Consider the following 13,686-nt stretch of genomic DNA (forward strand, 5'->3'; position numbering starts at 1 on the left):
GGGGGTGGGGTATGGTCGCCGTCAAGTCCCGTATCGCCTTTTCCATTCTCGTGCCGACGGTGCCCCGACGCCCGGAGCAGATACTTCCGTTCGCCGCGCTGACCGCCTGGACCCCGGCCGCGCGGCTGTGGCAGGGGCAGTCGCTGCTGGTCGAGCCGTACCAGGGGTTCGCCCACGCGGCGGGCGCCGGATTCCGGGTGCCCGTCGGGCTGGGCGTCGCCCTGATGGGGCTGCGGAACCCGTACGAGGCCGCCGGTCAGGCCCGGTCGCTGGCGGCGGTCACCGGGCACCCCGTCGTCGCCGGGTTCGGCCCCGGCGCCCCCGCGTTCCAGCGGGCGATCCTCGGGCGGCCGTACCCGAGCCCGCTGACCGCCTGCCGGGAGTACCTGACCGCGGTCCGGCAGCTGCTCGGCGGCGGTGTCGTCGAGGTCGCCGGCGAGTACGTGAACCTGACCGCGCAGTTGACGCCGACCCCGGCGCCCCCGGTGGAACTCGGTCTCGGCGTGCTCCGCCCCGGCATGGCCCGGCTCGCCGGCGAGGTGGCCGACGTCGCGATCACCTGGCTCACCCCGGCCGCGTACCTGCGGTCCTCGGTGGTGCCCGCCCTGCGGGCCGGTGCCGAGGCGGCGAACCGGCCGATGCCCCGGCTGACCGCGATCGTCCCGATGGCACTGGGCCGGCCCGACCGTACCCCGGTCGAAATCGCCCTGGCGAGCAACGCCGGACACCTCCAGGCGCCGCACTACCGGGACATGCTGCGCCGGGCCGGTGCCGGCATCGGCCCCGACGACAGCCTGGAGGACGCCGGCAAGGCGCTCGTCGGGTGCGACGGCTTCCTCAGCGGCTCGCCGGAGCAGCTGGCCGAGCTGGTCGCCGAGTACGCCGACGCCGGGGTCGACGAGATCGTCATCAATGTCACCGGCGTCCACGCCCTGTACGGGCAGCAGGCGGCACTCGCCGAACTGCGGACCATCCTGGCGGAGGTTGCCCGATGAGCGAACAGCACACCGCGCCGTCGCTGGCCCGGATCCGCGAGCACCTGATGGCCTGGACCACCGGCACCCCGCTGCCGGACCCGGGGACCGGGGCGGCGACGGTCCTGCTGGACGACCCCGACCACCTGGACGCACTCCTGCGCGGCGGGCTGGCCGACCCGCAGGGCGTGATCTTCGTGCCCGGTGCCGGTACCGGTGACCCCCGGATCGTCGGGTACGACGGCTCGCCCGCCGAACCGGGCGGCGAACTGTCCGTCAACGACGAGTTCTACCTCCAGATCCAGGACTACGCCGCCGCCGCCTTCATGGTCCTGGTCGGCCCGACCCTGGTCACGGTCGGCAACACCGACGACTTCCGGTACTTCCTCGCCGACGCCGACCGGGCCCGGTCGGCCGGCGGGTTCCCCGAGTTCGCGGTCGCCGGGCCGGTCCGGCTCGCCAACCTCCCCGGCCTGGGCGCCGGCCCGGCCGGCGACGGCCCCGACCGGCGGCTGCACGTCGACGCGGACGGCGCGGTCTCGACCTCGGTCACCGGGGTGCGGATCGGTACCGTCGGCGACGGGCCGGCGGCCCTGCGCGACGCCTGGCTGCGCCGCAACGACGCCAGCGACGCACCCTGCGCGGTGTGCCTCGACGGAGCCGTCGACGAGACGGAGCGCGCCGGGGCGGTCGCCGCCCGCCCCTGGCTGGGCCGCTACCTCGCCGCGATCGCCAGCCTGCGCACCCTGAACGCCAACGGGGTGGCCGACCTGCGCGTCTCCGGCTTCGGCGGCCGGCTCCTCGCCCCCTGGAGGGCGTCGACGACCCGGCCGACCAGCCCGGCACGCCGGCCGCGGTGCTGCTCTGGACCGCCGAGAGCGGCTACCTGCACCTGCCGGCGACCAACCGCAGCTTCGCCCTCAGCCTGGCCGCCGCCCGGCTCGCCGAGGCGCTGCTGGTGTGCGGCTCCGTCGACGCGGCGGCGGCGTTCGCCGACCACGGGAAGCTGCTGCGGGTGGCGACGTTCTTCGCCGACGCGGGCGTCCGGCTCGTCGCCGCCGAGCCGGTCGCCGCCGGGGACGGTCGCTGACATGACGACGACCCGAACCTCCGACATCCGTACCGCGGACCTCTACGGACCGCAGGGCGCGGCGGCCTACCACGACATCACCACCCGCGACACCGACGAGATCGTCGACCTGCGTCGCGCGGTCCGCCGCACCCCCGGCGAGATCCTGGAACTCGCCGCCGGGGCGGGCCGGCTCACGTTCGCGCTGCTCGCCCTGGGCCGCGAGGTGACCGCGCTGGAACTGTCCGGGGCGCTGTGCCGGCTGCTCGCCGACCGCGCGGCCCTGACCCCGGCGGCGCTGCGCACCCGGCTCACCGTCGTCGAGGCGGACATGACCTCGTTCGCCCTGGGCCGCCGGTTCGGCGTGGTCGTGCTCGGCACGACATCGGTGTCGCTGGTCGACGGGCCGGGCCGGCGGGAGCTGTACCGGCGGGTCGCCGAGCATCTCGCGCCGGGCGGCCGGTTCCTGCTCACCACCAGGAGCCGGACCGCCGGTCACCCGGCCGCGGAGACGTGGACCCGGGTCGAGGGTGCCAGCGGGCGCGGGTACCGCCTCGGCGAGCACTGGACCGACCCGGGCACCCGGGTGGTGACGCTGCGGCCGGAAACCGGGCCGGGCGAGGAACGCGTCGAGTTCACCAGCGTGGTCCGGAACCTGCCGGCGGAGTCGCTGGCATCCGAACTGGACCGGGCGGGCTTCGTGGTCCGGACCCGGACCGACCTGCCGGACGTACCCGGCTGGGACCACGTACTGCTGGAAGCGGAGGTGGCGTCGTGACCGGCAACGCCCTGTGGCCGTACCTGGTGAGCCCCGAGGACCAGGGCCGCGACGACCTGTGCGCGGTCTCGGCCAGCGGTCACCGGGTGCGGTTCGCCGACGGCGGCGACCTGCTCTGCGGCACCAGTGGCCTGTGGAACGTCAACCTCGGCTACGGCAACGCGGCCGTCGCCGACGCCATCGCCGCCGCGGCCCGCGACGCCTCCTACCTGACCGTCTTCCGCTACGAGAACCGGACCGCCCGAAGCGCGGCCGAGGCCCTGGTACGGGTGTGCGGCCCCGACGACTACGCCCGGGTCATCTTCTCCACCTCCGGCGGGGCGGCCAACGACGCCGCGATGAAGCTGGCCCGGCACTACCACGCGTTGCGCGGCGACGCCGCCCGGACGGTGCTGGTCGGCCTCCGGAACAGCTACCACGGGCTGACCTTCGGCGGCTTCGCGCTGACCGGTGAGGATCTCGGCCAGCGGCTCTACGGCGTCGACCAGCGGCTCGTGCGGCACCTGCCGCCGAACTCGGTGCCGCACCTGACCGAACTGCTCGGCCGCGAAGGTCGGCGGATCGCCGCCGTCGTGGTCGAACCGGTGCAGGGCAGCGGCGCGGTGCCGCTGACCGAGGAGTACGTCGGCGCGCTGCTGGAGCTGCGCGACCGGTACGGCTTCCTGGTGGTCGCCGACGAGGTGGCGACCGGGTTCGGGCGCACCGGCGACTTCCTCGCCACCCACCGGTGGCCGTCCGCGCCCGACGTGCTCCTGCTCTCCAAGGCCCTGACCAACGGCACCTGCGCCGCCGCCGCGATCGTGGTCTCCCCGGCCGTCGCCGACGCGTTCACCTGGACCGGGTCGACGCTCGGCCACGCCGAGACCCAGGGCGGTACGGCGGTCACCTGCGCCGCCGTCCTCGCCACCCTCGCCGAGATGGACCGGCTCGGCGCGGTCGACAACGCGCGCAAGCTCGGCGACCGGCTGGCGGCGGAACTGGCCGAACCGTCCACGTTGCACCCGCTGGTGACCGGGGTGACCGGCATCGGATGCTTCTGGGGGCTGCGGCTGCGTACCCCGTCCGGCGGCGATCTGCCGCAGACCGAGGTGGGCCGCGTCGTCCACGCGATCCGGCGGGCCGGGGTGATCGTCCACCCCGGACCGGCCGGCGTGCAACTGGTGCCGGCGCTGACGTACACCGACGCGGACCTGACCGAGCTCCTGGACGGCGTCCGGCGCGGCCTGGACGCGTACGCCCGGGGGACGGACTCATGAGCGAGCGAATCGGCCGGCTCCGGTGCCGGCATGACGGCCGCGAGCGAAGCGAGCGGGCGTCATGACCGGCGGGCCGCGCACCGTGCGGGTGTGTTCGGGATGGAACGGTCTCGACCGGCGCGACCTCGCCGGACCGACCAGCGAGACGGTCACGTTGCTGGTCGACGCGGCGGTGGCCGGGGCGCCGTTCGTCGGCCGCGTCGCCGCCGGTCTCGCCGGCGCGGATGCCGACGTGGACACGCTGGTGCTGCGGGGTGCGGGGGAGTTGACGGGCATCGTCGACCTCGCCGCGCGGATCGGGTCGGCCGGGCCGGTCCTGGCCGTCGGTGGCGGCTCGCTCATCGACCAGGCGAAGCTGGCGACGGTCCTGGCCGAGGTGCCGGACGCCCGGCGCTATCTGGAGACTCCCCAGCGCAGCGGTCTCGTCGTGCTCCCGGAGCAGTTGACCCGGTCCCGCCGGCTGGTCGTCGTGCCGACGACGCTCGGCACCGGCGCCGAGGTCAGCCGGGTCGCCTGCCTGGCCAGGGCGGACGGCAAGCAGCTCGTCTCCGGCGAGGTGTTGCGGCCCGACCTGGCCGTCCTGCTGCCGGAACCGCTGACGACCCTGCCCGGGCCGTTGCTCGCCGAGGGGGTGCTGGAGGCGCTGTTCCGGACCGTCGGCCCGTACGTCGGCGACCTCCGGGACACGGCGACGGGCGACGACCTGGCGGAACGGACGGCCGCCCGGCTGGTGGCGCTCGGCGACCGGGCGGGCGACGCGCTGCGCGCCGGCGGACGGCCGGAGCCGGACCTGCTGCTGGAGATCGTCCGGCTCGGCGGGCTCAGCCACCTGCCCGACATGCACGCCGGGCGGGATCCGTTCGGGGCGCGCGGCTGGTTCCTCGCCAACGAGCTCTCGGTCGCGCTCGGCATCAGCAAGACCCGGGCGATCGCCGCGCTGCTGCCACCGCTGTGGCAGGCGATCGTCGCGGGCGACTCCCGGATCGGCTCGGCGGAGCGGTTGCGTCGCATGTGGTCCCGACTGCGTACCGCCGGCCGGCGGACGCGCCCGGCGGACCCGGTGGCGGGCATCACCGAGCTGCTGGAGTCCTGGGGGATACCGCGGTGGGTGACCGCGGACGCCGCCCGGATCGACACGGCCGCCCACCAGGCGACCCGGGCCTGGGGCGGCGGACTGCCGATGCTCGCCGGACTGCGGCGCGAGGACGTACGCGCGCTGCTGGCGAAGACGGTGGCCGCGGCCGCCTGAGACTTCCGCGGCGGATCACGCCGCGGGGGACACCGCACCTACGAGTGACCGTAAGGAGGGAAACATGAACGACGAGAAGAACGTTGTGACCGAGGACGCCGGTCTCGAGCTTGCGATGCAGGAGCTGGAGACGATGGACGCCCCGGCGTGGGACGTCGTGGCCAGCGCCGTGCTGTCGATGGCGGGCGGCATCTCGATCAGCCTCGCCATCACCTGATCGCGAAATGCTGAGGGGCCGACTGCGAGCCGCTATCCCGCAGTCGGCCCCACCGCAGCGTGCTGATGGAAATTTTAACCCCGAACCAAGGGAACTGGCACGACGGGCGGCACACCGCAACACCAGCGCGGACTCTCGCCCGCATCCACCGAGAAGAGGCAGACCTCCGATGCCACGCAGCCGTCTCACCTCCCCGGCCGGACTTCTTTCCATCGTCCTCGGCCTGGCCCTGATCGTGGTCGGGTTCTTCCTCAGCGGGACGCTGCAGATCGTGACCATCGCCGGCGGGATCGGCATCCTGGTCGGACTCGGCGTCCAGGCCGTGACCAGCCGCAAACGCGAGCCGATCGGATGAGTGCCGTACCCCCGGTCAGCTTTCAGGCGGCCACGAGACGCTTCGGCGACCGGGCCGCGGTCGAGGGACTGAGCTTCGACGTCCGGCCCGGCCGGGTCGTCGGCCTGCTCGGCCGCAACGGCGCCGGCAAGACGACGTCGCTGCGGATGCTGCTGGGGCTCACCGCCCCGACCTCGGGCACCGCGACGATCTTCGGCCGGCCGTACGCGCACCTGGCCGACGCCGCCCGCCGCGTCGGGGTGAGCATGGAGGGCGTCGGCGCGTTGCCGGGCGTCAGCGGCCGGCGCGATCTGGAGATCACCGCGAAGGCACTGGGCCTGCCGGCGGGGCGCGCCGGCGAGGTGCTGGAGCAGGTCGGCCTGGCCGACCCGAAGGTCGCCGACCGGCCCGTCGCCCGGTACTCCACCGGGATGCGGCAGCGGCACGGCCTGGCCTGCGCCCTGCTGGCCGCACCGGAGCTGCTGGTCCTGGACGAGCCGGCGAACGGCCTCGACCCGGACGGCATCCGGTGGATGCGCGGCTTCCTGCGCGGTCTGGCCGACGCGGGCCACACCATCCTGCTCTCCAGCCACCTCCTGGCCGAGGTCGAGCAGGTCGTCGACGACGTGGTGATCATCCAGCGGACGCTGCGCTACAGCGGCACGCTGCGGGACCTGACCGACGGCGGCGCCCACTCCCTGGAGGACCGCTTCTTCCAACTCGTCGACGGTGACGCGCCCCCGACCGGCGGCGCGACCGTCCGCAGCGGGGCCCAGACCGGGACGGACCAGCATGCGTAACCTGTTGACGGCCGAGACGGCGAAGACGACGGCCGGAAAGTTCTGGCTCGCGCTGCCCATGATCGGCCTCGCCCTCGGCGCCATCACGGTGCTGTCGCTGGTGTCCGAGGCCGAGACGGGGATCACCGCCGGCACCACCACCGCCGCGGCGGTCACCGAGGACGCGGTCCGCTACTGGATGACCATGCACCTGTCCGCCGCCATGTTCGGCGCGCTGTTCGTGACCCGGGAGTACGCCTCCGGCGTCATCGGCCGGTCCATCCTGATCAGCGGCGGCAACCGTCGACGGCTGGTGGCCGCGAAACTCGTCGCCGCGACCGTGATGGGCACCGGGTACGCCGTACTGGCCACCGCCGTCGCGGCGCTGGCGCCGTGGGCCATCATGCCCCGGTACGGCATCGAGCCGGAATGGACCACCCGGACCTGGCAGGTCCTCGCCGGGGTCTTCGTGGTCACCGTGCTGAGCGCGCCGTGGGGGGTGCTGATCGGCTGGATCACCCGCAGCCCGGTCGTCTCCGTCGGCCTCCTGGTCGTCGCGACCATGGGCATCGAACCGTACCTGACCAGATTCGCCCCCGACGTCGGCCGGTTCCTGCCGACCATCGCCATGAGTTCGCTCTATCTCGACACCAGGCCGTACCTCCTGCCGGTGTTCGGCGCGGTGGCCGTCATCGCGGCGTGGCTGCTGGCGGCCTGGCTCCTCGCGGACCGCCTGCTGCACCGCCGGGACGTGCTGTGACGCAGGCCCGCCGACCACCGGCCGGGACCGCGGCGGTCGGCGTCGTCGACCTGCCCGAACGGTGCCGCCTGGCCCCGGACGTCACCGTCCACGAACCCACCGGGGAAGGCGCCTCCTGGATCATCCAGCGGGGCAGTTCCCACTACCTGCGGGTCGGCGCCGACGTGGCCCGGCTGGCCCGGTCGCTGGACGGGCGGCGGGACGTCGACGAACTCGCCACCCACCTCGGGCGGCCCTGGTCGGCGGAACACGTACGCGGGGCGCTGGCGCGACTGTGGGAGACGGGACTGCTCGACGACGGCACCGACCGGGCGCCCGCGCGGCCGCGCCGGGTGACCTTCGTCCCGCCGTTCACCGTCCAGGTCACCGTTCTGCGGCCGGACCGCCTCCTCACCGCGCTGCGTCCCGTCCTCGCCCCGCTGACCACCGGGCACGCCGCCGTACTGGTGGCACTCGTGGCGGCCGGCGGGCTGGTGGCGCTCGCCGCCCGGCCGGCGGTGCTGACCGCGGCGCTCGGCCGGCCGCTGCCGGTCGCCGCGTACGTCGCGGTCCTGCTCACCTTCTTCACCTCGACCGTGCTGCACGAGTTCGGCCACGGCATGCTGCTCAGCCGGTACGGTGGGCGCCCGTCGCGGATGGGCGTGATGCTCTTCTACCTGGCCCCGGCCTGCTTCTGCGACGTCACCGACGCCTGGCGCCTGCCCCGCAACCGGCAACGGGTCACCATCGCGCTCGCCGGTGTCGCCGTGCAGGGCGGGATCGCCGGCCTGGCCGCGCTGACCACCCTCTGGCTGCCGGCCGGGCCGGTCCAGGACACCGTGGTCCTCTTCTCGGTCGTGGTGTACGTCTCCGGGCTGCTCAACCTCGTCCCCCTGGTGAAGCTCGACGGCTACCTGGCGCTGATGTCCCACCTCGACATCCCGTACCTGCGGGACCGGGCGGTCACCGACGCCCGACGTGCGCTCGCCCGGCTGTTCCTGGGCGGCCGGTACGCCCGGGCCCTGGACCGCCGGTGGTCGGTGCCGTTCGGGTTGGCGTGCATGCTCTTCCCGGCGTACCTGGTCGCGACCGGCCTGGCGATGTGGACGGGCATGCTCAGCAGTTGGGGGCTGGTCGGGGCGGTCGTGTTCAACGCCCTCGCCGCGTACGTCGTCTACCTGCTCGGCAAGAGCGCGGTGCGGATGGTCCGGGAGGCGCGCCAGGCCGGCGCCAGGACGTGGCGGATCGCGCTGGCGGGGGCGGTGCTGACCGCGGCCACCGCCGCCCTGCTGATGCTGGTCGAGGTGCCGCGCACCATCTCCGGCGGATACCAGACCCGGGACGGACAGGTGGAGCTCCTGCTCCCGCCGAGCGCCGACCTGGACGCCCTGGAGGCCGGTACGCCGGTCCGGTTGCAGCGCGGCGGGCTGGCCACCCGCGCGGTGACCGGGGCCGCCGTGGTGGCCGACACCGACGCAGTCACGACGGAGGCACCGATAACCGTGTTCACCCCGATCACGATGGCGGACGCGCCGACGGCCGCCGTCGTCGCGTACCCGCTCACCGTCACCGACCGGCCCGCCGACCCGGCCGGGATGGCCCAGGTGGACGTCGGCCAGGTCACGCTGGGCAGGATGCTGTTCCTGACGGTCGTCGCGCCGTGGGGCCGGTGACCGGATGGACATCCGCTATCTGGAGTACTGCCACGAGGGCGAGCCGTTCTTCGACCGGCCGGCGTACCACTCCACCGGCACCGACTTCCCGCTGGTCGCCGACGACCTGCCGACGGGGTGGACGCGGGACCGGGACGGCGAGTGGGTCTTCCTCGCCCCCGGTGCCGCGCACCTGCCCGACCAGGGATGGAAGGTGCACGTGTCGGCGACCCTGGAGAACGCGCCGGAGATCCTCGACGAGTGCTGGGCGTACTGCCGCCGGGTCGGGACGCCGTTCAAGTTCATCCGGGGGCTCGACCATCTGAAGCGCCGCAACAGCAAGTACGGCGACCGGTCCGCGAGCGGAAAGTTCGTCACGATCTACCCCCGGGACGAGGCGGCACTCGGGCACGTCCTGCACGAACTCGGCACCGCGCTCGACGGCCGGCAGAGCCCGTACATCCTCAGCGACCTGCGGTGGCGCACCGGCCCGCTGTACGTCCGCTACGGCGGGTTCCGGATGATCGAGGGGCGCGGGCCGCACGGCGAGCCGGTGCCGTGCATCGTGGACCCGGACGGCAACCTCGTCCCCGACGTCCGCCGGCCGGGATTCCACCCGCCGGCGTGGGTGCCGGTGCCGGCGATCCTGGGGGAGGCGGTGGCGGCCCGCGCCAGCGGCACCCTGAAGGACTTTCCGTACCGCGCGAGCCGGGCCCTGCACTACTCCAACGGCGGCGGCGTCTACCAGGGCACCGACACCCGTACCGGGGCGACCGTGCTGCTCAAGGAGGCCCGTCCGCTCGCCGGGCTCGACCGCGACGGGCGGGACGCGGTCGCGCGGCTGCGGCAGGAGCACTGGGCGCTGGAGCGGCTGGCCGGACTCGACTGCGTGCCGGAGGCCCTCGACTTCCGGACCGGCAACGAGCATCTGTTCCTGGTACGACGGTTCGTCGACGGCACCCCGCTGAGCCGGGTGGTCAGCGAACGCAACCCGCTGATCACCGGCGACGGCGACGTCGCCGGGTACACCGCCTGGGCGCTGTCCCTGCTGGACCGCATCGAGCGGGCCCTGCGCGAGATGCACGGCCGGGGGGTGCTCTTCAACGACCTGCATCCCAACAACATCCTGGTCACCCCGGACGGCGAGGTGACGTTCATCGACTTCGAGACCGCCGGACCGGTCGCGGACGCCGCCGCCCAGGCGATCGGCGCACCGGGTTTCTGCGCGCCACCCGGCTGTGTCGGCGTCGACGCGGACCGGTACGCCCTGGCCTGCGTCGCACTGGCGACGTTCCTTCCGCTGACCATCGTGACGATGTGGGGGCCGGAGAAGACCCGGCAACTGCTCGACCTGGTCGCCGCCGACTTCCCGGTGCCCGGCACGTTCCTCGAGCGGCTGCGCCGGGACCTCCGCCTGGACACCGGGGAGCCGTCGACCGGCGGCCCGGCCGACCCGCTGTGGCCGGATCCGGACCCGGACTCGCTGGACGAGGTGCGGACCGTCCTGGGCAACGGCGTACTCGCCACGGCCGACCCGGGCCGCCCGGACCGGCTCTATCCGGGAGACATCGGACAGTTCCTCTCCCCGGTGGGCGGGTGGGGATTCGCGTACGGGGCCGCCGGCACCCTCTGGGCACTCAGCCGGGCCGGGGTCAAGGTGCCGGCCGAGCACGAGGAGCGGCTCCGGCGGGTGGTCCGGGAGGTTACCGCCGGCCCCGACTTCGGTGCCGGACTGTCCGGGATGGCGTACGCGCTCGACCGGATTGGCCTCGCCGAACAGGCGGGGGAGACCCTCGAACGGGCCATGGCCGCACCCCGCGACGGCCTCGACGCGGGGCTGCTCGCCGGGCTCAGCGGTCTCGGCCTCACCCTGTTGCACTTCGCCGGCCCGGGGACGCGGCGGCACCTCGTCGGGGCGGCGGACCGGGTGGCCGGGCAACTCGCCGACTTCACCGACCGGTACGCCCCGCGCCGGCCCGGTCTGCTGCACGGCCCGGCCGGTCACGCCCTCTTCCTGCTGCGGTTGCACGAGCACAGCGGCGACCCGACACTGCTCGACCGGGCCGCCGAGGCCCTGGGCCGCGACGTCGCCATGTTCGGCTTCGAGACCGACGCCGCGCCCTGGCGGCACCTGCACGGGCTCGCCGGGCCGGTCGGCACGGCCATGGTCATCGCCGAGTTCCTGCGGCACCGCGACGACGCGGGGCTGCGTCGTGCCGCCGAGGCGTTCCGGGTACGCGCCCGGGCCCGGTTCATGCCGGGCGCCGGCTGGTTCTCCGGCCGGGCCGGCTCCCTGCTGGGGCTGCACTACCTAGCCGCCGGACTCGACCCCGCCGGACTCGACCCCGCCGGCCGCGCCGACGACCGGGCGGCGGTGCGGCGGCACCTGACCGATCTCGGATGGCACGCGGTACGCCGCGACGACGGGCGGGCCTTCCTCGGCGAGCACGGGCTCAAACTCTCCCCCGACCTGGCGACCGGCGCGAGCGGCGTCCTGCTCGCCGTGCACACGGCGGTCACCGACGCGCCGACCCCGGTGCCCTTCTTCCCACAGCCATCACCCGCCGGGGTCCGCTCATGATCGACATCTCGGCGACGCTGGACGCCCGGAACGGGATCAGCCGTGTCTTCGCGATCGGGGCCCCACGACCACCGGTCGAGTTGCTCTGGCAGACCGTCGTGGAACTCGACCGGCCCGGCGATCCCGACGACGAGAGCCTGCCGCCCTCCGCGCGGTACGTCGGCGCCGGGGCGTACTCCCGGTCCGACTCGGTCCTGCGGGGCGCGGGCGAGGCCGTCGAGCGGGCCGCGCTGCACCCCGCCCGGGGCACCCTCGAGGGCACCGTCCGGGGCCGGCGGGCCGACCTCGGCCCGGCCGCGCTGGCGTACGACCGGCCGGACCTCGCCCTGGGCGCACCCGGCACCGCCGACCACGAGCTGACCTGGTATCCCGCCCGCCGGCTGCGCGACGGCGCCCCGCTGCTGGTGCCGGCGGGGCTGGTCGACTGGCCCTGCGCCGACGACGAGGCCCCGACGTTCGACCCCGGCCCCTCCGGGGCGGCCAGCGGTGCGGGATACGACATGGCACTGCGCAACGCGCTGCTCGAAATGATCGAACGCGACGCCGTCATGGTCGCCTGGGAGCGGGGTCTGCACCTGCCCCGGATCGCGCCGCCGGAGTCCGGGACGGGGCCGACCGGGCGCGCGGTCGCCGCCCTGCTGTCCACCGCGGCGGCCGCCGGCCTGCGGGTCGTGCTCGCCCGGGTGCCCACCGCCTTCCCCGACCTGTGCTGTGGCGTGGCGGTGGTCGTCGACGAGTGGGGCGGCGGCCGGGCGGCGGCCGTCGGCTGCAAGGTCTCCGAGGATCCGGCGCGCGGCGTGCTCGGTGCGCTCCAGGAGGGGCTCCAGGTCCGCGGGCTGCTGCGGAACACGAGGGGGGCCGGGCCGCCGCCGGACGTGCCCGCCCGGATCCACGACGAGAACGACCGGGTCGCCTTCATGCTCAGCGCCGAGGGCACCGACTCGATCGTCGGGTGGACGGCGGACTTCACCCCGCCGACGCCGCCGTCCGTCGGCCGGCCGCGGCGCCCCACCGTGGACGATCTGGTCGCCGGGTTGGTCGCCGACGGTGCCGACCCGCTGGTCGTGGACCTCACTGCCCGACTGCCGGCGCGGATCCGCGCGATGGGCTGGGCGGCGGTCAAGGTCGTTCCGGCCGGCTACCAGCATCTGCGGATGGACGAGGAGAAGGACTGGAGCTGGAACCGACCCCGGCTCGCCACCGCCGAGGCGCGCACCGGGCTGGTGGCGACCTTCGCGCCCGGGCAACGCCGCCGGCCGCATCCACTGCCCTGACGGTCGTGTCCCGGCCGGCCGACTTGCCGGAGACGCGTGCCGCTCGTACAGTGAACATGTGTTCATTGAAACGTGGAGGTCCGGTGCCCCGCTCGGCGGCGAGTAACGGGGCGATGCGTGCCGCCACCCGCGAGGCGGTGTTGACCGCCGCCATCCGGCTGTTCGCCCGACGCGGGTTCGCGGCGACGAACATGCGCGACATCGCCCGCGGGGCCGGGGTGAGCACCGGCCTGATCTACCAGCACTACGCGACCAAGGACGAACTCTTCGGGGACGTCGTCGCCCAGGCGCTCGACGGTCTGTCCGCGACGGTCCGTACTCTCGCCGACAGCGCGGACGCGGGCGCCGTGCTGGACGACTTCACCCGCGGCTTCCTGGCCGACCTCACGGCGACCGACGGCGCCGCGGAGTTCTTCATGGTCCTCAACCAGGGATTCATCGCCGACGAGCCGGCCGGTGTCCGGGACCGTCTCGGGCACGGCCTACGGGCGTTCAGAGGGGCGCTCACCGACGCCGTCGAACGCGGCCAACGCGACGGGCGGTTCGTCGCGGGCGACCCGGCCGAACTGGCGACCACCTACCTGGCACTGTTCTCCGGAATCGTCACGACCAGGCTCGGCCTGCGCGACGAGGTGGGCCTGCCCGGACCCGAGTCGGTCATGCGGGTGCTGACCGGCGGGCGCACACCGACAGGGGAGAGCGATGACTGACGTCGTCCGTGCCGACCGGCTCGGCGAGGCGTACCGGCGGCCGATCACCGAGGTCCTCGTCGGCGGATTCGCCG

At 74.5% G+C, this 13,686-nt stretch carries 12 protein-coding genes; all 12 read left to right on the forward strand.

Features of this window, described 5'->3' with window-relative positions; all coding sequences use genetic code 11:
- The first annotated feature begins 59 nt into the window (after positions 1–59).
- Positions 60–995, forward strand: coding sequence for an LLM class flavin-dependent oxidoreductase (locus tag Prubr_RS29365; RefSeq protein ID WP_246567802.1), 936 nt, complete (start codon positions 60–62; stop codon positions 993–995).
- The gene (mpaB, locus tag Prubr_RS29370; RefSeq protein ID WP_212818126.1) at positions 992–2,821 is read left to right on the forward strand and encodes a daptide biosynthesis RiPP recognition protein; all 1,830 of its coding nucleotides are present in this window, start codon (positions 992–994) and stop codon (positions 2,819–2,821) included. Before Prubr_RS29365 ends, mpaB begins: the two co-directional genes overlap by 4 nt.
- Entirely contained in the window at positions 2,818–4,077 is a 1,260-nt protein-coding gene (mpaD, locus tag Prubr_RS29375) for a daptide-type RiPP biosynthesis aminotransferase (protein ID WP_212818127.1), read from the forward strand. The genes mpaB and mpaD overlap by 4 nt, the downstream gene beginning before the upstream one ends.
- Before the next feature lie 61 nt (positions 4,078–4,138).
- On the forward strand, positions 4,139–5,326 hold the full coding sequence (gene mpaC, locus Prubr_RS29380) for a daptide-type RiPP biosynthesis dehydogenase (RefSeq protein WP_212818128.1): 1,188 nt from the start codon (positions 4,139–4,141) through the stop codon (positions 5,324–5,326).
- A gap of 64 nt (positions 5,327–5,390) precedes the next feature.
- Complete coding sequence (locus Prubr_RS29385; RefSeq protein ID WP_212818129.1) at positions 5,391–5,543, forward strand: daptide-type RiPP; 153 nt, start codon at positions 5,391–5,393, stop codon at positions 5,541–5,543.
- A gap of 169 nt (positions 5,544–5,712) precedes the next feature.
- On the forward strand, positions 5,713–5,898 hold the full coding sequence (locus Prubr_RS29390; RefSeq protein WP_212818130.1) for a hypothetical protein: 186 nt from the start codon (positions 5,713–5,715) through the stop codon (positions 5,896–5,898).
- Positions 5,895–6,677 carry an ABC transporter ATP-binding protein gene (locus Prubr_RS29395; RefSeq protein ID WP_212818131.1) on the forward strand — a complete coding sequence of 261 codons (783 nt, stop codon included), beginning with the start codon at positions 5,895–5,897 and terminating at the stop codon, positions 6,675–6,677. Before Prubr_RS29390 ends, Prubr_RS29395 begins: the two co-directional genes overlap by 4 nt.
- Positions 6,670–7,416 carry an ABC transporter permease gene (locus Prubr_RS29400; RefSeq protein ID WP_212818132.1) on the forward strand — a complete coding sequence of 249 codons (747 nt, stop codon included), beginning with the start codon at positions 6,670–6,672 and terminating at the stop codon, positions 7,414–7,416. The genes Prubr_RS29395 and Prubr_RS29400 overlap by 8 nt, the downstream gene beginning before the upstream one ends.
- Complete coding sequence (gene mpaP, locus Prubr_RS29405) at positions 7,413–9,068, forward strand: daptide biosynthesis intramembrane metalloprotease (protein ID WP_212818133.1); 1,656 nt, start codon at positions 7,413–7,415, stop codon at positions 9,066–9,068. Before Prubr_RS29400 ends, mpaP begins: the two co-directional genes overlap by 4 nt.
- A 4-nt stretch (positions 9,069–9,072) precedes the next feature.
- Entirely contained in the window at positions 9,073–11,628 is a 2,556-nt protein-coding gene (gene lanKC / locus Prubr_RS29410; RefSeq protein WP_212818134.1) for a class III lanthionine synthetase LanKC, read from the forward strand.
- Positions 11,625–12,902, forward strand: a complete 1,278-nt coding sequence (locus tag Prubr_RS29415; RefSeq protein WP_212818135.1) for a YcaO-like family protein — start codon at positions 11,625–11,627, stop codon at positions 12,900–12,902. The genes lanKC and Prubr_RS29415 overlap by 4 nt, the downstream gene beginning before the upstream one ends.
- A gap of 83 nt (positions 12,903–12,985) precedes the next feature.
- Positions 12,986–13,612, forward strand: coding sequence for a TetR/AcrR family transcriptional regulator (locus Prubr_RS29420; RefSeq protein ID WP_212818136.1), 627 nt, complete (start codon positions 12,986–12,988; stop codon positions 13,610–13,612).
- Positions 13,613–13,686: the final 74 nt, after the last annotated feature.

This window comes from Polymorphospora rubra (genome assembly GCF_018324255.1).
GTDB lineage: Bacteria > Actinomycetota > Actinomycetes > Mycobacteriales > Micromonosporaceae > Polymorphospora > Polymorphospora rubra.